Here is a 26641-nt window from a genome sequence, read left to right as displayed (position 1 = left end):
GCTAAAATACACAAATATTTCATGAAAGATAAGAGTAAAAATAAAACAAGCTTCGGTTTTAAAGAAGTTGATTCTGATAAGAAGGCAGATCTTGTGGGTAGTGTTTTTGATACGGTTTCAAAGAACTATGACCTTATGAATGATCTTATGTCTTTTGGAATACATAGACTTTGGAAGAAAGTAACTATTGAGACGTCTGGGATCAAAGATCACTTTGTAGTATTGGATCTTGCTGGTGGCACGGGAGATATGGTTAAGCTTATGCGAGATAAGATTTCTGAGAAAGGCACTTTAATTCTCAGTGATATCAATGCTTCAATGCTAAATGAAGGAAGAAATCGATTAATTGATGAAGGGATAGAGGATGTACATCCTGCACAAATAGATGCTCAATTTCTTCCATTTAAAGACAATACATTTGATCTAATCACAATAGCATTTGGGCTTAGAAATGTTACTGACAAAGAAACTGCTCTTGGATCTATTTACAAGGCATTAAAACCAGGCGGGAAACTAATTATCCTAGAATTCTCAAAACCACAAAATGAAGTTTTTAGAGAAATATACGATCTTTTCTCTTTCGAAGTTATACCAAAAATTGGAGAAATTATTGCACAGACTGAAGAAAGCTATAGATATCTAGCCGAATCAATAAGGATGCATCCTACCCAAGAAGAATTAAAAAAAATGTTGGAAGAGACAGGTTTTTCAAAATGTAGATATGAAAATTTAACTAATGGGATAGTGGCAATTCATTCTGGCCAAAAAGGAATGTTGGATGTTTAGAGATTCTCTCAGACTTTTTAAAATCATTCATACTTTGCTAAAAGCTCGCCTAGACAAGGAAGTTGATACATTCTCAAAACCAAAAATCGTTTCATTTCTTCTCTTTATATCTCCCTGGCGTCTGTATCAATCCAAAAAAGAGCCCGGAGAAAGACTTCGCTTTGCATTAGAAGAATTAGGCCCTATCTTTATAAAGTTTGGTCAACTTTTATCTACAAGACCAGACGTAGTTCCAGGAGAAATTGCAAAGAGTCTAAAAATCCTTCAAGACGATCTGCCTCACTTCTCTGATAAGCAGGCCATAGAGATTATTGAAAAAGAGATGAATTGTGAAATTATTTCAATTTTTAAGGACTTTAACCCCACACCTTTAGCGGGTGCATCAATAGCACAGGTTTATTCGGCAATACTAAAAGAAAATAACAAAGAAGTTGTGATTAAAGTTGTTAGACCGGGAATAAAAAAAACTATTCAAACAGATGTATCTCTTATGAAAAGAATTGCGGCATTTTCAGAGCGGCGATTTGAAGATGCGAAAAGATTGCAACTTTCAAGATTAGTGGACGAATACGAAGCTGTAATTCTAGCAGAGCTTGATATGAGATTAGAGTCATCGAATATAAAACAAACCAGAAGAAACTTTGAGGGCAATAATCTCCTTTATGTGCCTGAAGTGTATCTTGATTATTGCACTGAGAATTTACTGGTCATGGAAAAAATTGAGGGTATTCCTGTGGATCGTATAGAGATCCTTAATGATCTTGGTGTAGATTTAAGATTAGTAGCAGAAAGAGGTGTTGAGATCTTTCTAAAACAAGTATTTATTGATAACTTCTTCCACGCTGATATGCATCCTGGCAATATATTCATTGACGCCAAAAATCCGTCTGACCCCGCATATGTTGCGGTTGACTACGCAATTGTTGGTTCACTAAGCGAAGAAGAGCAATATCAAATAGGTAGAATGTTAGTTGCTGTTATAGGAAGAGATTTTAAAGAAGTTGCAAACATATTAATTGAATCAAAATGGGTGAATCCAAATACGAGATTAAGTGACCTAGAAAATACTATAAGGGCAGCATGTGAACCTATTTTTGATCAGCCGATGGAAAAAATAAACTTTGGTGAGATGCTTCTATTTTTATTTGATTCAGCCAGAAGATTTGATTTAAGGATGCAACCATCCTTGATGCTTCTCCAGAAAACATTAGTGAATATTGAAGGTTTAGGTAAACAACTTTATCCAGCCTTAGATTTCTGGTCTATAGCAAATCCTTTCTTAAAAAATTGGATTTCAGATAGGTATAACCCTAAGAAATTAACTGAGTGGGCTAAAAGAAATTCCTTAAGTTGGTTTGAGAAAGCTAGGAAATTTCCTGAAATAGCAGATACGGCTATAGAACAGGTTTCAAAATTAGAAGAATATCAAAATGCAAATGAAGAACGACATAATCAGCTTATGCAAAAAATCTATATACAAGGAAGAAATAATGGCATTATCCTGATAGTTTTAATCATTTGTTTATTCTTATTTATAGCTACCTAAAATGACCGAACAAGACTTACTCAAAAAGCTCTTCAATTTAATGGAGAAAAGGGTTGGCTCAATATCTAAAGACTCGTATGTAAAATCTCTTTTGGATCAAGGCAAGGTAAAAATTAACGAAAAGGTGCTCGAAGAGGCACTCGAACTGCTAGAAGCAACAAATGACGTGACGGTCGACAAGAATAAAAAAATAATTCATGAAACCGCAGATTTATGGTTTCATACTATGGTCTTACTTTTAAATGAAGGTATTCATATAGACGATGTTCTAGAGGAACTAAATAATAGGCTTGGCACATCAGGGCATAAAGAAAAGAGTTCCAGAAAGAAAAACAAGGAGAAATAAATGGGTATAGGCGGAATTAGCATATGGCAATTACTGATAATTTTGGTAATCGTGTTACTTCTATTTGGAGGCACTAAAAGGATTAAAAATTTGGGTTCGGACTTAGCCAACACAATTAAAAGCTTTAGGAAAACTCTTGATGAAGAAGACGATAAAAAATAATGTTCGACGTTGGTTTTTTTGAAATTTTAATAATTTTCATTGTTGGAATTATTCTAATAGGTCCAGAAAAATTGCCCGAAGTCTTAAAATATATATTTGTTACAGTAAGAAAGATAAAAGATCAATTTAACGATGCTAAGGAAGAAGTATCAAAGACTCTTAACCTAGAAGAAGCCCTCCTTGATGAAAAAAATAAAGAAATATTAGAAGATCTTAAAGAAAGATAATCTTATGGAAGAAGCCTCTCTTGTTGATCATCTAACAGAACTAAGAGTCAGACTTGTTAAGTCGATAGCAGCTATAGCTAGTTGTTTTATTTTACTCATTTATTTTTCTAATGACATTTATCAGTTCTTGGCAGAGCCTTTACAAAAATTCTTACCTTCTAATTCTTCCATGATTGCAACTGAAGTAGCATCTCCATTCCTTGCGCCTCTAAAATTAACTCTATTTGTTTCACTGATGATTTCCATGCCTTATTTTTTTTCTCAAATATGGGGGTTCATAGCGCCAGCTTTGTACAAACAAGAAAAGAATCTGAGCTTCTCTTTGTTATTTTCAAGTGTCGTACTTTTCTATTTAGGTATTGTCTTTACCTATTTTCTAATTTTACCAATTGTCTTTAGCTTCTTTACTTCGTCAGCTCCAGAAGGTGTTTTGGTTATGACAGATATTAATAGTTACCTAGGTTTCGTTCTAGGAATGATGTTAGCTTTTGCGATTGCATTCGAAATCCCTATTTTAATATTTCTTTTAATTTGGAGTGGCGTATCTACATCAGCAAGCTTATCTAAAAAAAGACCTTACATAATAGTAGGATGCTTTGTAGTTGGAATGCTAATAACTCCTCCAGATGTAATTTCTCAAACTTTGCTTGCAGTGCCGGCTTGGCTTCTTTTTGAATTAGGCCTGTTAATATCTAAATTAATTTTAGAAAGCAGAACAGTTACAGAAGATAAAAAAGAAGGAGAATAGATTGCAAAATAGCCTCATAAAAGGTCATTCTTTTCGAGAAGGTACTCTTATGACCCTAAATAATTCATATAGAGAAAGATTTATGGCATGTAGATTGCATCAATATAAGCGTGTTTGGAGCAACCTTTGGAAATTTTTGGATTAATAGTTTTACTTATAACTGCCGGTGCCGTGGCTGGGCTGACAGCAGGCCTTTTTGGAAATGGCGGCGGATTTGCAGTAGTCCCTGCTCTTGTCTTACTTTTTACGATACTAGATATCGAATCTGAAAATCTAATATTTGTGGCTGTAGGAACTTCTCTTGCTTGTATTATATTTTCATCAGCAAGAGCACTTATATCTCACAATAAAAAAGGTGCCGTTGATTTTTCAGTTTTGAAGGAATGGGCACCATGGCTCGTTGTAGGTGTTGTTATTGGAATTTTTATTGCTTCATACTCTCAAGCTGAAGAATTATATTTAATATTTGCTTGGGGAGTACTATTCTATGGAATCTACTTCCTCTTCCCCAAAATATTGGACCAAACTGCTATGAAACAAAGAGATATGCCTGTTGGGTTTGCCCGTGCCGGTCTAGTTTCATTCCTCGGAGGTTTTTCTGCACTACTTGGAATTGCTGGCGGTACAATAACCGTAATAACAATGTCTATCTGTAAAAGACCAATTTATCAAGCAGTCGCAACCGCTTCAGGTGTTGGTTTAATCATTGGTTTAGTTGGTGCTTTAGGTTTTCTCGTTTTAGGCTTCAACAAAACAGACCTCCCTTTTGGGTCACTGGGCTTTATTAATATTCCAGCTGTATTGATAATAAGTCTAGTGTCTATTTTAACTGCACCGATAGGAGTCGAATGGGCTCATAATCTTGAAGAGAATAAATTAAAAAGACTTTTTGGTCTTTATTTGCTTTTTGTCTCGTCAGGAATGTTTTGGAAAGCAAGTCTTTCCTCGTCAATAATTTAACAGGAGAAAATATGAAAAATAATGCAATATCGAGAAGAACATTATTGAAAGGAGCTTTATTTACAGCTGGCTCAGTTATAGCTTCACCAGTAATAGGTCAGAGTTCAAAAACGAATAGTGTAATAGGCAGTATTCCAAGGATAGTACCCAGTAATGCATCAAATATTAGTTATGGTCCTGCATTTGGAGTAGCGAAATTGAATGCTAATGAGAATCCATATGGTCCAAGTCCGTTAGCTCTGAGAGCTATGGAAGAGGCCATAAAAATGGGCTCTTACTATGTGCAAGAAGTACCAAGACTTAAGGAGATGATCGCCGAAAGGAATAATGTTACACCAGAGCATATAATCATAGGCTCCGGTTCTAGTGCACCTTTACAATGGCTAGCAACAAAAGTTACTCAAGAAGGACATATATTAGGTCCCGACCTTTTTTGGGACACAACATCAAAGATGGGGAGTATGAATAGTGAGTATGGGATTAAAAGATTAGATAAAACATCTGATTTAGCAATTGACCTCGATAATATGTATAACAATATTACTTCAACTACTGGGATGGTTCAGGTTACGAATCCAAATAATCCTACGGGTCTTCCCCTCTCTCCAAAAGCACTTAAGTCTTTCTGTAAAAAAGCATCAAAGAAAACGATTGTATTAATTGATGAGGCTTATAACGAGTTAACAGATGATCCTGATGCAAATACTATGATTCCTTTGATAAAAGAAGGTTACAACGTAGTAGTTGCAAGAACTTTCTCTAAAATCTACGGACTTGCCGGAATGAGGGTAGGTTATTTGATTGCAGATCCGGAAATGATAGAGAAGATATCCTCTTTCGGTTTAGGTGATTACTCCTTAAATCAGGCGGGAGTAGCTGCCGCTATAGCTTCATATAATGATGAGAAATTTTTAAAATACTCAAAGGAAAAAATCGTCGAAGCGAGAGATATGCTGCAAGATGCTGTTAAAGAAAATGGCCTGAAACCCTTATCAACAAGCACCAATTTCATGTACGTAGATCTTGGATCTTTGAACGCAGAAGAATTTAGAAAAGAAATGGAAAAGGAAAAAGTGCTTATTAGAGGAATATATCAAGACTATGTAAATTGGTCTCGAGTAAGTACTGGCAAAATAGCAGATGTAAAACAATACATTAGAGCTCTACCGAGGGTACTTGATAGAATGAGTTAATAATTGGAATTAATTTTCAAACCAAAATGTAACTGGTCCGTCATTTACTAACCGTACTGACATGTCTGAACCAAAGCTACCTATCTCACATTCAATTTTCTTTCTTCTTATTATGTCAATAAACTCTTGAAAGAAATGAAAGCTTCTTTTGGGGTCTGCTGCTTTTGAAAAACTAGGTTTGCTTCCCTTATTTGTTGCAACAGACAAAGTTACTTGAGGAACAACTAATAACTGATGATTTGTCTCTAAGATACTTCTAGATATTTTTCCATTATGATCATTGAAGATTTTAAAATTTAATAGCTTATCGGCCATAGATACTAAACTCTCCGTGTTATCGTGTTTATCAAAACCTACAAGTGCCATAACTCCTTGCTGAATTGAACTGACAATTTGATTATCAACTTCAACTGATGCAGTTGAAACTCTTTGAATGAGAAGTTTCAATTAGTTTTCTAGAGAAATATCCCACTTGCCTTCAGAAGCAAGCTTATTCATCAACGCTCTGTGAGATAGGGCCTGTTGAGCCAGAATTGCATTTTCTTTCTTACCCATCCAGGCCTTTAGTGCAGGTTGTTGAAGTGCCCTCCCATAAGAGAAACTTAGTTTCCAATTAAATCCTCCGATCTTGTTCATTGCATCCAAGTGGGCGGTGGCGTCTATATCAGACTGTCCACCTGATAAAAATGTAACGCCTGGTAAGTCATCAGGTACGTAAGCCTTCAGACAATCAATAGTCTTTTGTGCAACCTTCTCAACATTGGCCTTATCAGAATTATTAGATCCAGATGTAACCATATTAGGTTTTAAAATAGTTCCTTTTATATCTACTTCTTTATCCAAAAGGCAAGCAAATAGAGTATCTAAGCAACGGGAAGTTGCCTCGAAACAATCATCTATTGAATGGTTTCCATCCATCAATACTTCAGGCTCTACCATTGGAACCATATTATTGTTTTGAACAATTTTTGCATATTCAGCAAGAGCTTCCATATTAGCCGAAATAGCCTCAGAGGAGGGCATGCCTTTTCCAATGCTAATAACTGCTCTCCACTTAGTAAACTTAGCACCAATTTCATAGTATTCTTTTAGTCTTTCATCAAGACCCTCTAATCCCTGTGTAAGACTCTCCTCGGTATCACCTATTTGTTGCAGACCTTTATCAACCTTGATACCTGGTATGGAACCTTGGCTAGTTATAATATCTACCAATGAAGTACCATCAGCGGCATTTTGACGTATAGTCTCATCAAATAATATTACTCCTCCTATGTTTCCTTTCATGCCTTCAGATCTAAAAAGTAACTCTCTATAGTCTCTTCTATTATCCTCGGTTGACTCTACTCCTATTGAATCAAATCGTTTGGTGCACGTAGGATTGCTTTCATCAGCAGCAAGTATCCCTTTTCCATCTGAAACTATGTAACTTGCTATTTCACTTAAACTACTAAAATTCATTTTTCTCTCCACTTATAAGTTTAATTTACTTTATTTATCAAAGCCTCAACTCCAGGAAGTTTTTTTCCTTCCATAAATTCTAAGAATGCCCCACCTGCTGTAGAAACATAATCCAGTTTGCCCAAGACTCCAGCCTTTTGTGCAGCAGCGATGGTATCGCCTCCTCCGGCAACTGAAAAGGCCTTTGAGGAACAAATCATTTTAGCTATTTTTATTGTACCCTTATCAAAATTTTCCTTTTCAAAGAATCCAAGCGGGCCATTCCACAGAATAGTTCCCGCATTCATTAAAATTGTCTCCAAATCCGCATACGATTCAGGTGAAACATCAAAAATTGCTTCGTTTTTTTCTATAGAATCTATAGAGGTAAGTCTGCCAGGGTTGTCAGGATTATCCGAAACTATAACGAGATGAGGAACTATTATTTTAGGATTTTTTAACAGTTTTGCTGCTTCTGGTAGCATCGACTCTTCAACTAAAGACTTACCAACTTCATTGCCCTTTGCTGCTATGAGGGTGTTAGCTATTCCTCCTCCTAAGATAATCTTATCCATGGATTTAGATAGGGAATCTATAAGAGTAAGTTTAGTAGATATTTTTGCACCGCCAAGAATTGCTACTGAATTTTTCGAGTTTTCTTTTACTCTCGATAAAGCATTTAATTCCTCATCTAACAATAAACCTGCACATGCATCATTAGAAAAAGTTATTACACCTGCAGTAGAGGCATGAGCTCTATGTGAAGTGGCAAATGCATCCATTACAATTAAATCTCCTAGTCCGGCCAATCTCTTTGATAAATCTATATCATTAGACTTCTCACCAATACAAAATCGAGTATTTTCAATAACTGAAATTTTTGGGATTTTATCTAATTTTTCGAACTCACCTAAGTTATAAAACATAATTTTTTTATTTAATAAGTTCTCTATTTCATTAACGACCGGTAATAGAGAAAATTCCTCTTGAAATTTGTCATTCTCTTCTGGCCTGCCTAAATGACTCATGATTACTAATCTAGCACCAGCATCAATAATAAAATTTAGGGTCGGTAGTGATCTGAGGATCCGTTCATTATTAGTAACTAAACCATTTTCAATGGGAGTATTAAGATCTGATCGTAATAAAACAGTCTTGTTGCTTAAGTCTACCTCGTTAAGACTTTTATATTGCATTTCTACAGACCGAGTTTTGAAATAATTTGTTCTTTCGTAAATCCAAAATGCTCAAAAAGTATATTTCCTGGAGCTGATTCACCGAAGGAATCCATTCCTATAACATCCCCTTCAAGTCCAACATATTTTCTCCACCAGTCAGATTGTGAAGCCTCAATAGCAACTCTTTTAATCCCTTTACCAAGAATAGATTCTTTGTAATCTTCCGATTGAGAATCAAATCTTTCTGTACAGGGCATCGAAACAACTCTAACTGAAGTCCTGTCTTTCACTTCCTCGGCCACTGACATTGCAAGCTCTACTTCTGAACCAGTAGCGATGAAAATTAGTTCAGGTTCTACTTCAGGCTCCCAAATTATGTAGGCACCTTTCTTAATAGAATCAACTTGCTCTTTACTTCTTTCGAAGTTTGGAAGCCCTTGTCTAGACAGTATTAGTGCCGTGGGTTTATCAGTATTTTCCAGAGCAGCTAGCCAAGAAATAGCTGTTTCAGAAGTATCGCAAGGCCTCCATGTCTCTAGATTAGGAGTAGTCCTTAAGCTTGTTAAATGTTCAATAGGTTGATGGGTAGGGCCATCTTCTCCAACTCCTATTGAATCATGAGAATAGACAAGTATTGTCTGTATCTTCATTAAAGCAGCCATTCTTACTGCGTTTCTAGCATAATCTAAGAATGTTAAAAAAGTTCCCCCGTAGGCTTTTATACCACCATGCAAAACTAAACCATTCATAATACCGGTCATTCCGAACTCTCTGACGCCATAGTTAATATAGTTTCCAGAAAAATCATTCGCTCTAATTTCTTTAGTTCCATCCCAATTTGTATTATTTGAGCCTGTAAGGTCTGCTGATCCGCCTAATAATTCTGGAATGAGAGGACCCAGAATATTCAAGACTTTTTGAGAAGAAACTCTTGTTGCCATCTTGGGTAGATCCTTTTGAACTTCTTCAATGAAAGTATAGATACTATTCTCGATTCGATCTGGTAAATCACCTGCGATCAACCTTTTTAATTCACTAGATAATTCTGGATTTTCTGAAGCATATTCTTCAAATATTTTATTCCAGTCTTCCTCTTTCTGATTTCCTGCATTTCTTGCGTCCCAGTCCTCATACACTTCTTTTGGTATATCAAAAGGATCACTGAGCCAATTTAATTCTTTTCTAGTTAAATCAATCTCATCAGGGTCTAAAATGGCTCCATGTGCGGCCGCTGTGCCTGAAATATTTGGCGATCCTTTTCCAATAACCGTCTTGCAACATATCAGAGTAGGCTTTTCATCATTAGATTTTGCTTTAATGATAGCCTGATCTATTTCTTCGAAATTATGTCCGTCGATATTCGGTATAACTTCCCATCCATAGGATTCAAACCTCCTTGGGATATCCTCTGTGAACCATCCTTCTACATTTCCATCTATGGAAATATCATTATCGTCATATAAAATTACTAAGTTTCCAAGTCCGAGAGTTCCAGCTAAAGAACAAGCTTCATGAGATATACCTTCCATTAAACAACCGTCTCCAGTAAATACATAAGTCATATGATCAATGATTTTATGTTTTTCAGTGTTGAATTTAGATGCAAGAGTTTTTTCAGCTATGGCCATTCCTACTGCATTAGAAATACCTTGTCCTAATGGACCAGTAGTAGTTTCTATGCCTGGAGTTATTCCAAATTCCGGATGACCTGCTGTTTTTGAATGCAACTGTCTAAAATCTTTTAAATCCTGGATAGATATATCATAACCTGTAAGGTGCAAAAGTCCGTATATAAGCATAGATCCGTGACCATTCGACAAAACAAATCTATCTCTATTAAACCAGTCAGGATTTGTAGGATTATGTACTAAATGATTTTGCCAAAGTACTTCGGCGATATCTGCCATACCCATAGGCATGCCGGAATGACCAGAATTCGCCTGTTTCACAGAGTCTAATGCCAAAATTCTAAGGGCATTTGCTGATTGGGAGCTTGAAATATTACTCATTTTTTTGGGCAACTTATTGTCGCTGAAATATTTTTTTATGTATATAGAAATACTAATAAAAACACAGTTTTTTTCAGTAAAAAAAATGGTTTTGTGTAAAATACTCGCTCCTTGTAAATGGAGACAATATGTCTGAATATAAAATATTTACTTCTGAATCTGTTTCAGAAGGACATCCAGATAAAATGGCAGATCAAATTTCTGATGCTGTTCTTGATGCAATGCTCAAAGATGATCCTGAATCAAGGGTAGCCTGCGAAACCTTAGTCAAAGATAACTTGGTTGTTCTCGCTGGAGAAATAACAAGCAGATCTGAACCAGACCTAGAAGCTCTGACAAGAAAAGTCATTCTTGATATAGGCTATGACAGCATAGATGTTGGATGTGATGGAAACACATGTGAAGTAGTTAATGCCATCGGTAAGCAATCTCAGGATATTGCCCAGGGTGTTAATGAAGGTGAGGGTGAGGATTTAGAGCAAGGTGCTGGAGATCAAGGCTTAATGTTTGGATATGCTACAAATGAAACAGAAGTATTAATGCCAGCTCCAATTACTTACTCACATAGACTTGTTGAGCAACAAGCCTTTATTAGAAAAAGTAATAAATTATCCTGGCTAAGACCAGACGCTAAAAGCCAAGTTAGTTTCGTTTACGGTGAAGATGGCAAACCTCAATCTATTTCTGCTGTTGTATTCTCAACACAGCATGATCCTAACGTTTCTCAAGAAGATCTAAAAGAAGGTGTCATGGAAGAAATCATCAAACCAATTCTTCCTTCTAATTGGTTAAATGAAGATACAAAATATTTCATCAATCCTACAGGAAGGTTTGAAATAGGTGGTCCAGTAGGTGACTGTGGACTCACTGGAAGAAAAATAATCGTTGATACCTATGGAGGCATGGCCAGACACGGAGGTGGCGCTTTTTCAGGAAAGGATCCTTCTAAAGTAGACAGATCTGCTGCTTATGCCGGAAGATACGTAGCAAAAAACATCGTAGCTGCTGGCTTGGCTGATAGATGTGAGATTCAGGTATCGTATGCAATCGGCGTTGCTGAACCAACCTCTATTAGTGTTAACACATTTGGAACAAGTAAAATTGATGAAGAAAAAATTTCTGACCTAATTAGAGAACATTTTGATCTGAGGCCTATGCAATTAATCAATATGCTTGATCTTAAAAGACCGATTTACCAATCCACTGCAGCCTATGGTCACTTTGGAAGAGAAGAGGCTGCATTTACTTGGGAAAAAACAGATAAAGTTGAAGCATTAAAAGGATAAATATTATGAGTAATAAAGATTATAAAGTAGCTGATATGGAATTAGCAGATTGGGGAAGAAAAGAGATAGTCATAGCCCAGTCTGAGATGCCTGCCTTAATGAAATTAAGAGAAAGATATGGAAATGAGCAACCTCTCAAGGGCGCTAAAATTCTTGGGTGCATCCATATGACTATACAGACGGCCGTTTTGATAGAAACCTTAACCGCACTGGGTGCAGAAGTAAGATGGTCTGGATGTAACATTTTTTCTACTCAAGATCATGCGGCGGCAGCGATAGCTAAATCAGGTGTGCCAGTATTTGCCTGGAAAGGTCAAACCGAAGAGGAGTTTAACTGGTGTATAGAACAAACAATTTTGTCTGATGGAAAGCCTTGGGATGCAAACATGATTCTTGATGATGGAGGTGACCTGACTTCTATGGCTCATAATAAATATCCTGAAATTCTTGAAAATATCCATGGCATTACAGAGGAGACAACTACTGGCGTCTTAAGACTTAATGAGATGATCGACAAAGGCGAGTTGAAAGTACCTGCAATCAATGTGAATGACTCAGTAACCAAATCAAAGGCTGACAATAAATATGGTACAAGGCATAGCTTAAATGATGGTATAAAAAGAGGAACAGATATGTTTCTTGCTGGTAGAAAAGCCCTGGTAATTGGATATGGCGATGTAGGTAAAGGATCTGCACAAAGTCTTAAACAAGAAGGGATGGTGGTTAGAGTCACTGAAATAGATCCAATTTGTGCCATGCAAGCTTGTATGGATGGTTATGAGGTTGTTTCACCTTACATAGATGGAATTAATAATGACTCTGAAGATTCAATAAATAAAGCTTTATTGGAGGATACTGATCTAATTGTCACAACAACTGGTAACTACAAAGTTTGTGATAAACATATGCTTAAAGCTTTGAAAAATGGAGCAGTGGTTTGCAATATAGGTCATTTTGATACTGAGATAGATACACAATACATGCGTGATGAATGGCAGTGGGAAGAGGTAAAACCGCAAGTTCATAAGATCTTTAGAGATACTAAAGCTGGAGAAATGCCTGATATGGATAGCGAAGACTACATTATTCTTCTGTCAGAAGGACGACTTGTTAACCTAGGCAATGCAACAGGGCACCCGTCAAGGATCATGGATGGCTCTTTTGCAAATCAAGTACTTGCTCAAATGTATTTATACGAAAAGAAATTTGCTCAAATTAATGATGAAGAAAAGAAACAAGAGCTTATCCGAGTTGAAGTATTGCCTAAGAAATTGGATGAAGAGGTAGCTTCTTATATGGTAGAAGGATTTGGCGGAGTCATGACGAAACTATCTTCTGATCAAGCCGAATATATCAATGTACCCGAAGAGGGGCCTTTCAAGTCAGAAATATATAAATACTAATCTGATAATTCAAAGTTAAAACTCGAAATGTTTAGTTTTGGAGTTTTCTCCGCTTTATACTAAGCATTACATATTAGTGATGCACAGTTATTAAACTGAAAAAATAATGTTATGGCAAAAAAAGAAAAAGAAATAAATCCTCTATGGGGAGGTAGATTTAAATCTGGGACTGATGATCTCGCTCAGTCATTTTCTACATCTATCGATATAGACAAAAGACTCTTTGAAGTCGATATCCAAGGTTCAATTGCATATGCCGAGATACTAAATGTGGCAAATTTAATAAATTCCTCTGAACTTAAAAAAATAAAAAAAGGTCTCAATAAGATTTTAGATGAGATAAAGCGCGATAAATTTGATTGGGATTCAAGCCTAGAAGATGTTCATATGAATATTGAGGCAAAGCTTGTAAAAATTGCTGGTACAGCCGCAAAAAAAATTCATACGGGCAGATCTAGAAATGATCAAGTAGCAACAGACTTAAGGCTATTTCTAAAGAACCAAATAGACGAGATCCTAAATTTAACTATCTTACTTCAAAAATCTTTATTAAAAAAAGCTGACGAAAATACCGATACTTTGATGCCTGGTCTAACTCATCTTCAAATTGCACAGCCTGTGACTTTTGGGCATCACCTAATGGCCTGGTTCGAAATGCTATCTAGAGATTATTCGAGGTTAGAAGATGCAAAAAAAAGAATGGATGTCATGCCATTAGGTTCAGCTGCGTTATCTGGAACAAGATTCAATATAGATAGAAAGTTTCTTGCTAAGAAGCTGGGCTTTGGAGAGATAAGTAGAAATTCAATGGATGCAGTGAGTGACAGAGACTTTGTTCTCGAGTTAGCCTCTTGTTTATCAATAGTAGGAATTCATCTTTCAAGAATTTGTGAGGAGATAATAATCTGGTCTTCAAGCCAATATAGTTATATCTATTTATCTGACGAAGTGTGCACAGGCTCTTCGATAATGCCTCAAAAAAAGAATCCTGATATGGCAGAACTGATTAGAGGAGGTGCCTCCAAAACTATTGCTAATCTTATGGGGCTTCTGTCATTGATGAAAAATCTTCCATTAACTTATAACAGAGATTTACAAGACGATAAGGAATACATTTTCACTAGTATTGATTTCACCAAAGATAGTCTTAAATTACTATCACTAATAGTTGACGGGATGCAGCCTAATATTGAAAAAATGAAAAGTGATTGTTTTACTGGTCAAATAACTGCAACTGATTTAGCAGACTACCTGGTTGAAAAAGGTATTGCATTTAGAAAAGCACATGAAATAGTTGGTAAGATTGTTGCTCATGCAGAAAAGAAGAAGGTTCAAATCTTTGAATTGGAAATTTCTGATTTAAAAAAATTTTCAAAAATAATAAATGAAGATGTTGCAAATTACCTGGATCCTCAGAAAACAATTTTATCCAGAAAACAGGTAGGTGGTACGGCGCCCTCGCAAGTTAAAAAAGAAATAAAAAAAGCCAAGAAAGAATTAACCAGAAAGCAATCATGAACATTTGCATGAGAATCTTACTATTATTGTTTATTTTTAACTTGTCTTCCTGTGGCAATAAAGTTCCTTTAAGGTTACCTGACAATCCTGAAACTTTTTTTTCAAACTATGAAAGAAATTAAAGGACAACTTTGGATTGAAAATATTCCTGTTATTAATCTAGCAAGAGAATATGGTTCTCCCATATTTATCTATTCTGCAGATCAACTTAAAAGTAACTTTGGGAAGTATCAAAATGAAGTTGGCAGCAATGATCTGATTTGTTACGCAGTAAAAGCGAATTCTAATCTTCACATTCTAAAATTATTATCTGAACTTGGCTCTGGATTTGATGTTGTTTCTGGAAATGAGCTCAAACGATGTCTAAAGGCAGGTGCAGATAAGAATAAAATTGTGTTTTCTGGCGTAGCGAAGTCAAATGAGGAAATAAAATTTGCGGTAGAAAACGAAATCCTCTCTATCAATATAGAGTCATATGGTGAGTTTGAGAGAATAGCAAAAATTTCTGAACAACTTAATAAATCTGTAAATTGTGCATTAAGAGTTAACCCCGATATAGCCATTGGCTCTCATAAATACATTGAAACGGGTTCAAAAACTTCAAAATTTGGTTTAGATAGTGAAGCAGTTGAAAGAATATCAGACGAAGCGAGAGATAATAAGCTCGTAAATATAGCTTCTGTCGCATGTCACATAGGCTCTCAGATTTCTGATGAAAATCTAATTCTGAAAAGCTTGGATGTAATATGTGAAATTGCAGATAATCTTTCATTAAATGGTCATGCCATTAAATTTTTAGATATTGGTGGTGGCCTTGGTATCCAATACAAAGACGAAAAAGAAGGAGATCCAGGAATTTTAATGGCAGGAGTAAAAAATAGATTAGCAGGTAAGGAGTATAAGATAATACTAGAGCCTGGTAGATCAATCATTGGTTCTGCTGGAATTCTTGTCACAAGGATAGAATACATAAAAAATGCAGGTGGGAAAAAATTTGCAATTATTGATGCAGGTATGAATGATTTGATTAGGCCTTCGTTATATGACGCATGGCATGAGGTAAAAGAATTAGAAAATAGAGAAATATCATCTGATACTTACGATTTAGCGGGTCCAGTTTGTGAGACTGGGGATATACTTGCTAAAGGCCGGAATCTGAAAATTTTGCCAAATGACTATGTTGCTTTCATGGATGTAGGTGCCTATGGTTCTGTTATGAGCTCAAACTATAATTCTAGACTTAAGCCTATGGAGTTACTTGTCACGGGCAATGAAATTGAAGTCATAAGAAGAAAAGAAACATTTGAAGATCTCATAGCTTTAGAATCATAATCAGTCATGCCAATAGACTTATATATTTACTCAGGGCTTGGGAATATCATTGCCATCATTGATTCTTTAAGAAATGATATTTCTATCAATTCAGAAGATGTACTTAAAATATATCAAAATCACAAAATAGATTTTGATCAACTGATATTGGTATTGCCTCCAAAAGAACCGAAAAATGATTTCGATGCAAAAATATACAACAACGATGGTTCTATTGCGTCAAATTGCATCAATGGCGCAAGGTGTGTTTCTAAATTTTTAGAAGATCACTCTTTATGTGCTTCAAAGAAAGTTAAAGTTAATACTGATGGAGGTATCTGGTACCTAGAGTCATTGAGTGAAGATAGGTTTTCAGCTTCTTTTGAGATTTTAGAAGAAATCAATCAGGTTACATTGAATATTGAAGGGCGAGAGCTATTTCTAGAATGTATAGAACTTGGAAATCCACACGGAGTAACATTTGTAGATAGAGACTCTAAAGTAGATCTCAGTGTTATGGGTGAAAAGCTACAAACTAATAAATTATTTCCGGATGGGGTTAACTTTGGTTTAGCAAATAAAGTTAATGATAATGAGATCAATCTAAAAGTTTACGAAAGAGGTGTTGGAGAGACCTTGGCATGTGGCAGTGGGGCTTGCGCCGCTGCTGTAATAGGCATATCAAATAAAGCAATGTCATCACCGGTAAAGGTAAACTTCAAACAAGGAAGCATTTTGGTAGACTATAAGATAGGATCAAGGAAAATATATGCTGAAGGTTCTGCAACTTTTTTAGAAGAAATAGAAATCGAAATTTAATGCCAAAAAAATCCATTGATGCAAAGCAAGTAGAAGAATTTCTGGTCCTAAACCCTGACTTCCTTTCGAACAATTCCCATATATTAGATTCAATAGAAATAGTTCATAAAACTGGAGGAGCAGTTTCTTTGATTCAAAAACAAGTTGAAGTTCTTAGAAAGAACTACGAATCGACCTCCGGAAACTTACTTGAATTGCTTGAAATAGCAAAAGCTAATGAAGGTATTTTCGAAAAAACTAAAAAACTCATCTTAGATTTAATTGTGTGCAAAAACTTAACGGATGTAATCGCAACAACGGAAAATTCTTTCTCAAAAAAATTTCAAGCAGATGCCTGTAAAGTTCTATTTTTTAAAGAAAATCCTAACTTACCTAGAGGTAGAATTCTTGATGCCAAACGGGCGCATAAACAAATTGGAAAAAAATATAATGCTTCAGATATATATTGCGGCCCCTTGGATAAACAAGAATCAAACTATATTTTTGACAAAAAAACAAAAATTAAAGATTGTGTTTTAGTTCCCATCAAAAATACTGATTGCCCTGGAATGCTTGCATTGGGTTCTAAAAATGAAGATATGTATTCAAAGGAAAATGATTCATTATTTTTAGAATTTGTAGCAGAAACTCTATCCAAGCTTATCGATAGAAACAATTTTTAAATGCTTGGTACTGAAATAAAAGTTTTTCTATCTTACTTAGAATCGGTAAAACAATATTCACCGCACACTCTTAAAGGTTATCAAAGAGATTTAGAAAAACTATCCCAATATCTTTCCACCAATGACAGACAGGATTGGAAAAATGTAAATGAACATGACATAAGAACCTTTATCAATAATGAAAGGCGAAGGGGTTTAAGCCCTAGGAGTATTCAGAGATTATTGTCTTCGTGTAGAACTTTTTATGAATATTTACTCGCCGAAGGAAAAATTAAGTTGAATCCTGCAAAAAATATAGTTTCACCTAAATCAGCCCAGCTTCTGCCTAAGGCAATGGATGCTGATTTAGTTCAAAGACTATTGGACTTTAAACCTAAAGGAATGATAGAAATAAGAGATAAGGCCATCGCAGAGCTTTTATATTCTTCTGGACTACGTTTATCAGAAATTTGTAAATTGGACCTTGAGGACCTTGATCTTAAAGAGAGAACATGTGTAGTAACTGGAAAGGGAAATAAAACTCGTATTGTTCCAGTTGGAACAAAAGCTGTTCAGTCATTAAGAGATTGGATTATTTATAGAAATGAAATGTTGGAATCTAAAGAGACTCAGACAAATGCAATATTTCTAAATAATAAGGGAAGCCGTATTTCTGCAAGGTCTATTCAACTTAGACTTGAAAAATTATGCCTTAAAAGGGGCCTTCCAGGAATTAATCCTCATATGTTAAGACATTCTTTTGCAAGTCATGTACTCGAATCAAGTGGAGACTTAAGAGCAGTTCAAGAAATGCTCGGCCATTCAGATATCGGTACTACGCAAATATATACAAAATTGGACTTTCAACATCTCTCAAAGATTTATGACAAAGCCCACCCACGAGCAAAAAAAGGAGCTAAAAATGACAATTAAATCAATATCTTTTGATCTAGATGATACTTTTTGGCCTCTTATGCCGACCATTATGGAGGCTGAAAAAAATTCTAGGAATTGGATTAAAGATAATTATCCAGGGGTCCTAAACTCCCTAACCAGAGAAGCGAGTATTGAAATAAGAGATAAACTTCTAAGAACTGATCCAAGTCTAATCAATAGACTATCTGAGCTTAGACAAAAAATATTCTATGATGCAAGTATTAGATCTGGATATACTGATGGTGAATCGCAAAGTATGGCTGAAGGTGCTTTCAAAATATTTTTTAAGGGACGAAATAATGTAACTTTCTATGATCATGTGATCTCAACTCTAGATATATTAAAAGATGAATATTCTCTAGGAGTCATAACAAATGGAAATGCTGATCTTGATATGATCGGGATATCAGATTATTTCGACTACATTCTTTCCCCGGCAGAGCTAAATACTCATAAACCCAATCCAGAAATGTTTGAAGCAGCACTAGAAGCGACCGGTCTGCAGGCACGAGAAATATGTCATATTGGAGACCATCCAATCAATGATGTGCAGGCTAGTTATGATTTCGGCTGCAAGCCTGTATGGTTCAATGAAAATGAAGGAGAGTTAGAATTAGATATTCAGGTACCTAGCTTTTCTGATTGGAGAGAATTACCTGCCCTGCTGAAAACTATCTAAAGCTGAGAAAGATATTGATCTAGCCTCGTTCCGTTCATAATAAAGGTTGCTTTTTGATTGGAAGCCGCCTCTTTCACTTCTGCCATGTTAACAGCTTCACCAACTTGTATAACACCTACCATAGCCATCATTACGTGAGGATCGCACTGGTACACATAGATTCCCTCTTTATCTAGTTTTACTGAAATATCCTGACTCAGAGCGCCGGCCCAACTATCAGCTCCAGATGGAATCATCCCAGGCATAGAAGCAGAATTATGAGAAAGATCAGTAGCTTTAAAGTGAATTGTGTCGCCTACAGAGACTTTGATCACAGCAGGTTCAAAAACCATAGTTCCATCAACACCTGAATTTAACATTTTAACAATATGTTCAGATCCTTCAGAAAGCTCTATTTTGGGTAAATCATTTACAGGGGCCATCGCTTGAGACGCTGCAGGAGCAGCCGAGCCGCAATCCTGTCCCTCTAGGCAAATAGATCCTACAGGAGCAATCCTCATTTCAATTGCTTTTTGCGCTTCCGAGGCACTGAGGCTCAATACAAAACCGATTGTTAGTATCAAGAAGAATTTTGAATTTTTCATATATTATAGATTTCTGAAGATCGAGCGGGCTGCATTATAAAACAATAAAACTAGGTAGTCTTGAAAAATAGAACTAAAACGCAGGTATATCTGTTTGTGTTCGTCCCAAAATCAAGGCGTGAATATCGCTAGTTCCCTCGTAAGTATTTACAACTTCTAAATTTACCATATGCCTCATAATTGGATACTCATCTGATATTCCATTTCCTCCAAGCATATCTCTAGATTTTCTAGCTATCTCAAGTGCTTTTCCGGTTGAGTTGCGTTTTATAAGTGAAATTAATTCTGGAGAGATGTTGTTGTCATTCATTAGTTGGCCTGCGCGATAGCATCCTTGTAATCCAATACTTATGTCAGTCTGCATATCAGCTAACTTTAATTGGATAATTTGATTGGAGCCAAGTGGTCTATCAAATTGTTTTCTATCCATTACGTAATCTCGAGCAGTATGCCAGCAAGTTTCGGCTGCACCTAGAGCTCCCCAAGCAATTCCGTATCTTGCATTATTTAAGCAACTGAATGGTCCTTTGAGACCTTCAATGTTTGGAAGCATCTGACTCTCTTCAACAAACACTTCGTCCATAACTATCTGACCGGTAACAGAGGCCCTTAATGCCAATTTTCCTTCTATCTTTGGGGCGCTAAGTCCTTCCATCCCTTTTTCAAGAATAAATCCTTTTATTTTTCCCTCATCATCCTTAGCCCAAACAACAAAAACGTCTGCTATAGGACTATTTGATATCCACATTTTTGCACCAGTTAATGAGTATCCACCATCGACACTCTTTGCTCTTGTTATTAAACCGCCAGCATCTGATCCATAGTCTGGTTCTGTCAAACCAAAGCAACCAATCTTTTCACCTTTGGCTAAGGATGGTAAATATTTCTCTTTTTGTACTTCAGAGCCAAAAGCATAAATTGGATACATAACTAAAGAGGATTGAACACTCATCATAGATCTATATCCAGAATCAACTCTTTCTACCTCCCTCGCAATTAGCCCATAACTCATGTAGTCAACACCTGGGCAATCATAGCCTTGTATAGTTGAACCTAATAAGCCTACAGAGCCCATTTCTTTAAATATTCCAGGATCAGTTTCCTCACTTCTAAAAGCATCTCTTACTCTTGGCAAAAGTTTTTCTTGAGCGAACTGATTAGCAGTATCTCTCACCATTCTTTGATCATCAGACAGCTGCTGCTCAAGCAAAAAAGGATCCTTCCAATTAATTGATTGCCAAGAATTACTTGCCATATTTACTCCACGACTAAAAGAAGGGGCATAATATCAGGGCTGGTGTATTAATAAAATAGATATTGAGATAGATATATAATCTATTCTGGGCTAGTAGCTCAGCTAGGATAGAGCGTCTGCCTCCGGAGCAGAAGGTCACAGGTTCAAATCCTGTCTAGCCCATTAAATGATGATTAACTGTTTAAAAAAGTTAGTTTTTTACTTTTTTTTTGCTGGAGTGAGTTTACTTTCTTTGTATATACTATGTTTTAGAGGGATAAATTATGCAACATGATCTAATAATAAAAAATGGAAATATCATAGATGGAACTGGCTCGGATGCTTATTCTGGAGATATCGCAATCAAAGATGGACTTATAACTGAAATTGGGGAGGTAAATGGAGAGGCAGCTGAGATTATTGATGCTGAAGGTATGACAGTTTCCCCTGGCTTTGTTGATATCCATACTCACCTGGATGCCCAAATTGGCTGGGATCCTCAAATGACCCCAATTTGCTGGCACGGCGTCACTACGGCTTTGATTGGCAACTGTGGACTTACTTTTGCTCCTTGTAAGCCTGAAGATACGGAAATTCTAGCTGGTATGATGGAAACGGTAGAAGATATTCCTAAGCAAGCCATTCTCTCCGGACTTCCGTGGAATTGGGAGCACTATGGTCAATACCTCGATATGTTGGAAGAACTTAAACCTTCTCTGAATGTTGCTGGTCTCGTTGGTCATTGTGCTGTTCGTTATTACGTTATGGGTGATCGATCTTTTGATGAGCAAGCGACTGATGCTGAAAAGCAGCAGATGGCTGATATTGTAGAAAAGGCAATAGAAGATGGTGCTGTTGGATTTTCAACTAATCGTTACGAACCGCACAAAGCTCCAGATGGACGTTCAATTCCAGGAACCTTTGCAGAGTGTTCTGAACTTGTTGAAATTGCAAAGGTTGTAGGACCTCGAGATGCCTTAATGCAGCTTGTTGGTGCAGATGCTGAAGTAATGAAGTCAGTGGCTGAGACAGAAGGTAGTAGAGTTTTATTTAGCTATGGTTGTTCGGGAGAAGAAGGATCGGGAACTAAGGCTGCAATGCATCTTGATGAAATGAATACAGAGGGGCGTAATATCACCGGTACCAGTCATACACGTGGATCAGGTTATATGTTTGGTCTTCAGGCTGGGCTGCCTATTCAAGGCCCAACATGGGATATTCTACGAGAAAAAGATTTTGATGGTAGATTAAAAGCCATCAATGATGAGACTTTTTGTGAAGCATTAGTAGCAGAAGCTCGCGAACCAAAATCTTGTCAAATTCCTCTACAAAAAGTTTATTTTCTTGGCTTAGAAGATACACCCGATCATAACTCCTCACAGAATCTGATCGAATTATCAAAATCTGCTTCTGAGCACTGGGCTGAAACTTTTTTACGTTTGACAAAAGATAGTCAAGGACGTGGTCTTTTCAACTGGCGCATGTTTAGTACCAACCTTAAAGAGCAAGGAGATCTTTTCTCTAGCGAAAACCTGATTCCTGGACTTGGTGATGTCGGCGCACATGTATCTCAAATTATGGATGGGGGATGGGCAAGTTTCATACTATCTCATTATGTACGTAAAACAGGTGTATTTACCCTTCCTCAAGCTATCAAGCGTATGACAGCTGATCCAGCTGCGGTGATTGGTCTTAAGGATCGAGGCACTTTAAAAATAGGTATGAAGGCAGACATAAATGTATTTTGCCCTAAAGAGGTGAGTGAGTTACAACCTGTATTAGTAAATGACTTTCCGGGTGATGCACCGCGATATATACAGAAGTCACAGGGCTTCAAAGCAACGATCGTCAATGGACAAGTTAATGTTCTCGATGGAGAGCCTACGAATGCTCGTGCAGGTCAAGTGTTAAGACATTCAGCCTAGGATACTACTTCTTAAGAAAGTGAGCCCAAGTTTCGACTGGTCTTCTATTTGTTCTCAGTTTGTTTATAGATGCTTTGGTATCCCTGTAACCTATAGCCATACCACAAAAAAGCATTTCCTCTTGTGGTGCTTCTACAAAAGCTGTCACACTCTCTTGTTTGAGTGACCAAGCTTCTTGTGCACAAGTATCAAGTCCAGCTTCTATTGCAAGAAGCATAAAAGTCTGTAGAAACATTCCCAGATCAGACCATTGTGGAGTGCCCATTTGTCTATCTACATAACAAAAGAATGCCGCTGGAGCACCAAAAAACTCATAATTCTTAAGCATTTGCTTAAATCTACCTTCCTTATCATCACGTTCTATACCAAGTATGGAGTACATTTGTTCACCAACCTCAAAACGTGAAGTCCTATACGGCTCACTTAATTTTTCTGGATATATTGCATAAGCAGGAGTCTCAGGTTCAGACCATTCTGATTGAAACTTAAGGAATGATTGCATAGTTTCATTATTAATGACGTAGACTTTCCAAGGCTGTAAGTTACCTCCAGAAGCAGATCTAGAGGCCTTTTCTAACAACTCAGCTATCAAAGAATCCTCTACAGGATTTTTCAAAAATTCTCTTACAGAAAGCCTAGAATCTACCGCTTCACTCACATCCATTTACACTCTCCTATGTTAATTCCCTTTCAGCTGTTTCTTTTGCCCACTTATAATTAGCTTTACCATTTGGTGCACGCATAACTTCTTCTACAAATAAAACTTGTTTAGGAAGCTTATAACCCGCTAAGTGCTCTCGAGTGTAAGAGATGAGATCTTGCTCTCCAATTTCTTTTCCTTCCTGAAAGGAGGCTAGCGCAACTACTCTCTGACCAAATCTATCATCCTGAAGTCCCACAACAAGGCAATCATATATATCATCATGACGCTTAATCGCCTCTTCAACCTCCTCTGGATAAACTTTCTCACCAGCAGTATTAATACAATTACTGCCACGCCCGAGAAGTGTAATAGTCCCATCAGCTTCAACTTTTGCATAATCTCCTGGAAAGCTATAACGAATACCTTGGAATTCCTTGAAAGTCTCGGCAGACTTTTTTTCGTCCTTGAAGTATCCCAGTGGCACCAATCCACTTGTGCCTATTTTTCCCATCTTTTCTGATCCTGGTTCAACAATCTCACCATCATCGGTAATAACAATAACGCCTGGATTAAGAACAAACTTAGCAGTTTCGGCAGGATTATCTCTCGAAGCTCTTGAGGATCCCATTCCTCCCTCAGTAGAACCCATTGCATCAACTAGAACCATGTCATGGTGCTTTAAAAGTCCTTGTTTAACTTCGGAACTCCACATTACTCCACTTGATATTATTGTATTTATTGATTCTAGATTATAAGGATTACCTTCAGCTTCAGCTTTATCTAAAGCGTCCATAATAGGTTTTGCAAAGGCATCACCAACTATTACAACATTATTAGCATTTGTTCGTTCTACCTCTTTCAATAAGTTATCAGGATCAAATCCCAGTTGAGGCAGTGTTACCACTGTACCACCTACAAGATGTGGAATGATTGCTCCTAACCACATACCTGTTCCGTGCATCAATGGACATGCTGGTATGCTTACTGGAAGTCTTTCTTCGTCGGCTAATTTCTTTACTTCTTTCGCAACAGAATCAATATCTATCTTTTCTTGAACCGGGATCAGTCCCCAAGCTCCAGCTGTGTTCAACATGCCAGTTAAATGGCCTTCGTGCTCATACATAACACCTTTTGGCATACCAGTCGTTCCACCTGTATAGAGCATATAAATATTACTACTTGAGCGCTCTATCCTATCCATGGGATTACAAGTCGAAATGCTTGACTCATAATCTTTTGCAAAACTTAAAACTTCATTAGTTCCGTCATCAACTTGTATATAAAGTTTAACTTTAGGTAATTTGTCTTTTATAGACTTAATTTGTTCTGCATAGCAACCTTGATAAAAAACAGCCTCTGAATCTGAGTTGTCTAGTAGATAAACTAACTCTTCTTCCTTATATCTATAGTTCACATTTATTGGAACACCTTTAATTTTAAAAACACTGTACTGAGCCTCTAGATATTCATTGGAATTATGCAAATAAAGTCCAACCTTTGAATCATCTCCTAATCCTGCTTCAGACAATAATGAAGCAAGTCTTGCGGCCCTGTCATCGTATTCTTTCCATGTGACCTCATTATTTCCACAGATGAGAGCAATTTTATCGGGTATGACATCAGAATTTCTCTCCCAAACGGATGCGTATTGTACTTCCAAAATAACCTCCTAATTAGTTCTGAATCCAGCTTCCATGAGCACCGTAAGGAACTCTTTGAGGAATTATAACTTCCGCGACCGGTTGTTGGTCAAACGACTGCGCATCAATGATTATAAGTTTGGATCTCCTAGTTTCTCTTTCATGAACCAAAGAAAGTATCCAGCCCTCGTCTTCTTCGGTAGCTCCAGGTTTACGAGCAAACACTGGTTCTCCTCCTGCAACATTGTCACCTAAATGGTGATCAATCCTTTTTCCTGTTTCAAGATGATATTTATATAAATTTTCACCAAAGGTAAGGTCTTTTACATCAGTTTTTAACTCCATACAATAACCAAACTCAGAATAAAGACCAATTCGATCGTCATTTATTCTTGGAAAATCACATGCTCCATCATCTAATTGTTCTTCCGATACAGTCCCTTCGTCTAGATCTATTATCCAGCGCCATAATCTTGCAACCGTGGTTTCGCCTCCATAAATATCTTTAAAACCACCAACCATTGCTTCTTGTTGTCTAGATACATACAAAACTATCTTATTGTCTATCTCAAATGAATTGAAGCTGTGGAAAACGAAACAAGGATCTATATCAAACCACCTAACGTCTGAATTATTACCAGCTCTAGGCATAACTCCTAATCGTGCTCCACATTCTGGTCTAAAACCGAATGGAGATCCTGTCGTGGCAGCTAAATCCATATCTGCAACTATGGGCAGATCCATGAAAACAACGTAGTTTCTTGTAATATTCCAATCATGCATCATTACCGGTCTAGGCAGTTCTATGGCTTCGGATTGAACTAAAGCACCATCTTTACTAACTCTGTAATAATTTAAATAAGGCTCACTAAACATAGAATAACCAAAGAAAAGCATCTCTCCTGTTTCAGGACATACTCTTGGATGAGCTGTCATAGCCGTGTCTAACTTTCCGTTGAAGTCTTCTACACCTATAGTGTCTAGATCTTTATTAAGCTCCCAAGGTAAAGATGTTTCCTCCAAAGCAAGTAATTTACCGGCATGATTAACAATGTGTGTATTTGCTGGAGAGGCGGCGAGGTCTCCAAATGATGACATCACATTTAGATCATTCTCGTAATAAGGAGTTCTAACATATCTATTTCTGTATGACGCCCTACCATTTTCAAGATAAACTCCATGAAGCATGCCATTCCCGAAAAACCAATGATCGCTATATCCAGATACAGGATTAAAACCATTTCTTACAAACAAACCTGAAAGATCTTTTGGTATTTCACCTTTTACTTGAAGCTCAAACTCAGTTATCTCTTTTTCAACAGGTGCCCAATTACCTTTAAGATGCCAATGTAATTTTTTTTCTGTACTAGCAATATCTCCCATAACTTTTCCCCTGTAAGTTGAAGATAGTTATAGCAAAAAAAAGTACT

The 26641-nt window shown here is 36.7% G+C and carries 25 protein-coding genes, 1 tRNA gene and 1 pseudogene; 18 read left to right on the top strand and 9 right to left on the bottom strand.

Annotated elements, in window-relative coordinates:
- Nucleotides 1-21: 21 nt before the first annotated feature.
- The 8 genes and pseudogenes from ubiE to M9C83_00340 all read left to right on the top strand — a co-directional run bounded on the left by ubiE (nucleotide 22) and on the right by M9C83_00340 (nucleotide 5968).
- Nucleotides 22-786 (top strand): bifunctional demethylmenaquinone methyltransferase/2-methoxy-6-polyprenyl-1,4-benzoquinol methylase UbiE, encoded by a 765-nt coding sequence (ubiE, locus tag M9C83_00375; protein URQ66689.1) that lies wholly within the window; start codon nucleotides 22-24, stop codon nucleotides 784-786.
- On the top strand, nucleotides 779-2332 hold the full coding sequence (gene ubiB / locus M9C83_00370; protein URQ66688.1) for a 2-polyprenylphenol 6-hydroxylase: 1554 nt from the start codon (nucleotides 779-781) through the stop codon (nucleotides 2330-2332). The genes ubiE and ubiB overlap by 8 nt, the downstream gene beginning before the upstream one ends.
- Nucleotide 2333: 1 nt before the next feature.
- Nucleotides 2334-2678, top strand: coding sequence for a phosphoribosyl-ATP diphosphatase (locus M9C83_00365; protein ID URQ66687.1), 345 nt, complete (start codon nucleotides 2334-2336; stop codon nucleotides 2676-2678).
- Nucleotides 2679-2819, top strand: a pseudogene (gene tatA / locus M9C83_00360) (twin-arginine translocase TatA/TatE family subunit).
- Between the two features lie 20 nt (nucleotides 2820-2839).
- Nucleotides 2840-3067, top strand: a complete 228-nt coding sequence (gene tatB, locus M9C83_00355) for a Sec-independent protein translocase protein TatB (GenBank protein ID URQ66686.1) — start codon at nucleotides 2840-2842, stop codon at nucleotides 3065-3067.
- Between the two features lie 4 nt (nucleotides 3068-3071).
- Complete coding sequence (tatC, locus tag M9C83_00350; GenBank protein URQ66685.1) at nucleotides 3072-3815, top strand: twin-arginine translocase subunit TatC; 744 nt, start codon at nucleotides 3072-3074, stop codon at nucleotides 3813-3815.
- A 126-nt stretch (nucleotides 3816-3941) separates the two neighbouring features.
- A complete protein-coding gene (locus M9C83_00345; GenBank protein URQ66684.1) occupies nucleotides 3942-4775 on the top strand; it encodes a sulfite exporter TauE/SafE family protein in 834 nt (277 codons plus the stop codon).
- Nucleotides 4776-4786: 11 nt separating this feature from the next.
- Nucleotides 4787-5968: a histidinol-phosphate aminotransferase family protein gene (locus M9C83_00340; protein URQ66683.1), complete on the top strand. Its 1182-nt coding sequence runs from the start codon at nucleotides 4787-4789 to the stop codon at nucleotides 5966-5968.
- Between the two features lie 9 nt (nucleotides 5969-5977).
- On the opposite strand, the gene dtd is transcribed toward M9C83_00340, so the two are convergent.
- The 4 genes from dtd to tkt are packed head-to-tail and all read right to left on the bottom strand — an operon-like array spanning nucleotide 5978 to nucleotide 10592.
- Nucleotides 5978-6415 carry a D-aminoacyl-tRNA deacylase gene (dtd, locus tag M9C83_00335; GenBank protein URQ66682.1) on the bottom strand — a complete coding sequence of 146 codons (438 nt, stop codon included), beginning with the start codon at nucleotides 6413-6415 and terminating at the stop codon, nucleotides 5978-5980.
- Nucleotides 6416-7426 carry a fructose-bisphosphate aldolase class I gene (locus M9C83_00330; GenBank protein ID URQ66681.1) on the bottom strand — a complete coding sequence of 337 codons (1011 nt, stop codon included), beginning with the start codon at nucleotides 7424-7426 and terminating at the stop codon, nucleotides 6416-6418.
- Between the two features lie 20 nt (nucleotides 7427-7446).
- Complete coding sequence (locus tag M9C83_00325) at nucleotides 7447-8601, bottom strand: phosphoglycerate kinase (protein URQ66680.1); 1155 nt, start codon at nucleotides 8599-8601, stop codon at nucleotides 7447-7449.
- 2 nt (nucleotides 8602-8603) lie between these two features.
- Nucleotides 8604-10592 carry a transketolase gene (tkt, locus tag M9C83_00320; GenBank protein URQ66679.1) on the bottom strand — a complete coding sequence of 663 codons (1989 nt, stop codon included), beginning with the start codon at nucleotides 10590-10592 and terminating at the stop codon, nucleotides 8604-8606.
- Nucleotides 10593-10720: 128 nt separating this feature from the next.
- Here tkt and metK point away from each other — a divergent pair, with 128 nt between their 5' ends.
- The 8 genes from metK (at nucleotide 10721) to M9C83_00280 (ending at nucleotide 19185) form a co-directional block, all read left to right on the top strand.
- A complete protein-coding gene (gene metK / locus M9C83_00315; protein URQ66678.1) occupies nucleotides 10721-11878 on the top strand; it encodes a methionine adenosyltransferase in 1158 nt (385 codons plus the stop codon).
- Between the two features lie 5 nt (nucleotides 11879-11883).
- Complete coding sequence (gene ahcY, locus M9C83_00310; GenBank protein URQ66677.1) at nucleotides 11884-13281, top strand: adenosylhomocysteinase; 1398 nt, start codon at nucleotides 11884-11886, stop codon at nucleotides 13279-13281.
- A 111-nt stretch (nucleotides 13282-13392) separates the two neighbouring features.
- A complete protein-coding gene (gene argH / locus M9C83_00305; protein URQ66676.1) occupies nucleotides 13393-14799 on the top strand; it encodes an argininosuccinate lyase in 1407 nt (468 codons plus the stop codon).
- Nucleotides 14800-14907: 108 nt separating this feature from the next.
- Complete coding sequence (gene lysA, locus M9C83_00300; GenBank protein ID URQ66675.1) at nucleotides 14908-16131, top strand: diaminopimelate decarboxylase; 1224 nt, start codon at nucleotides 14908-14910, stop codon at nucleotides 16129-16131.
- A 6-nt stretch (nucleotides 16132-16137) separates the two neighbouring features.
- Nucleotides 16138-16929, top strand: coding sequence for a diaminopimelate epimerase (gene dapF, locus M9C83_00295; GenBank protein URQ66674.1), 792 nt, complete (start codon nucleotides 16138-16140; stop codon nucleotides 16927-16929).
- Nucleotides 16929-17591 (top strand): DUF484 family protein, encoded by a 663-nt coding sequence (locus M9C83_00290; GenBank protein ID URQ66673.1) that lies wholly within the window; start codon nucleotides 16929-16931, stop codon nucleotides 17589-17591. The genes dapF and M9C83_00290 overlap by 1 nt, the downstream gene beginning before the upstream one ends.
- A complete protein-coding gene (xerC, locus tag M9C83_00285; GenBank protein ID URQ66672.1) occupies nucleotides 17592-18503 on the top strand; it encodes a tyrosine recombinase XerC in 912 nt (303 codons plus the stop codon). It begins immediately after the preceding gene.
- Nucleotides 18493-19185, top strand: a complete 693-nt coding sequence (locus M9C83_00280) for an HAD family hydrolase (protein URQ66671.1) — start codon at nucleotides 18493-18495, stop codon at nucleotides 19183-19185. The genes xerC and M9C83_00280 overlap by 11 nt, the downstream gene beginning before the upstream one ends.
- Here M9C83_00280 and M9C83_00275 read toward each other — a convergent pair.
- A complete protein-coding gene (locus M9C83_00275; protein URQ66670.1) occupies nucleotides 19182-19769 on the bottom strand; it encodes a pseudoazurin in 588 nt (195 codons plus the stop codon). The two genes, M9C83_00280 and M9C83_00275, sit on opposite strands and share 4 nt — an antisense overlap.
- Before the next feature lie 73 nt (nucleotides 19770-19842).
- Nucleotides 19843-21024, bottom strand: coding sequence for an acyl-CoA dehydrogenase (locus tag M9C83_00270; protein ID URQ66669.1), 1182 nt, complete (start codon nucleotides 21022-21024; stop codon nucleotides 19843-19845).
- Between the two features lie 87 nt (nucleotides 21025-21111).
- Between M9C83_00270 and M9C83_00265 the strand changes: the two genes are divergently transcribed.
- Both M9C83_00265 and M9C83_00260 read left to right on the top strand, forming a co-directional pair.
- A tRNA-Arg gene (locus tag M9C83_00265) sits at nucleotides 21112-21186 on the top strand.
- Nucleotides 21187-21287: 101 nt separating this feature from the next.
- On the top strand, nucleotides 21288-22928 hold the full coding sequence (locus M9C83_00260; protein URQ66668.1) for an amidohydrolase family protein: 1641 nt from the start codon (nucleotides 21288-21290) through the stop codon (nucleotides 22926-22928).
- A 4-nt stretch (nucleotides 22929-22932) separates the two neighbouring features.
- Here the strand turns inward: M9C83_00260 and M9C83_00255 are convergent, their stop codons facing one another.
- From M9C83_00255 to M9C83_00245, 3 genes are read right to left on the bottom strand one after another with little or no spacing between them, the layout of a single operon-like run.
- The gene (locus M9C83_00255; protein ID URQ66667.1) at nucleotides 22933-23592 is read right to left on the bottom strand and encodes a nitroreductase; all 660 of its coding nucleotides are present in this window, start codon (nucleotides 23590-23592) and stop codon (nucleotides 22933-22935) included.
- Nucleotides 23593-23602: 10 nt separating this feature from the next.
- Nucleotides 23603-25231: an acyl-CoA synthetase gene (locus tag M9C83_00250; GenBank protein URQ66666.1), complete on the bottom strand. Its 1629-nt coding sequence runs from the start codon at nucleotides 25229-25231 to the stop codon at nucleotides 23603-23605.
- 13 nt (nucleotides 25232-25244) lie between these two features.
- On the bottom strand, nucleotides 25245-26594 hold the full coding sequence (locus tag M9C83_00245) for a carotenoid oxygenase family protein (protein URQ66665.1): 1350 nt from the start codon (nucleotides 26592-26594) through the stop codon (nucleotides 25245-25247).
- Between the last annotated feature and the right edge of the window lie 47 nt (nucleotides 26595-26641).

It is taken from the genome of SAR86 cluster bacterium, from assembly GCA_023703575.1.
Classification (GTDB): Bacteria; Pseudomonadota; Gammaproteobacteria; order Magnimaribacterales; family Magnimaribacteraceae; genus Magnimaribacter.
Note: the sequence above shows the minus strand (reverse complement) of the source record. Positions and strands in the feature narration are given on the sequence as shown.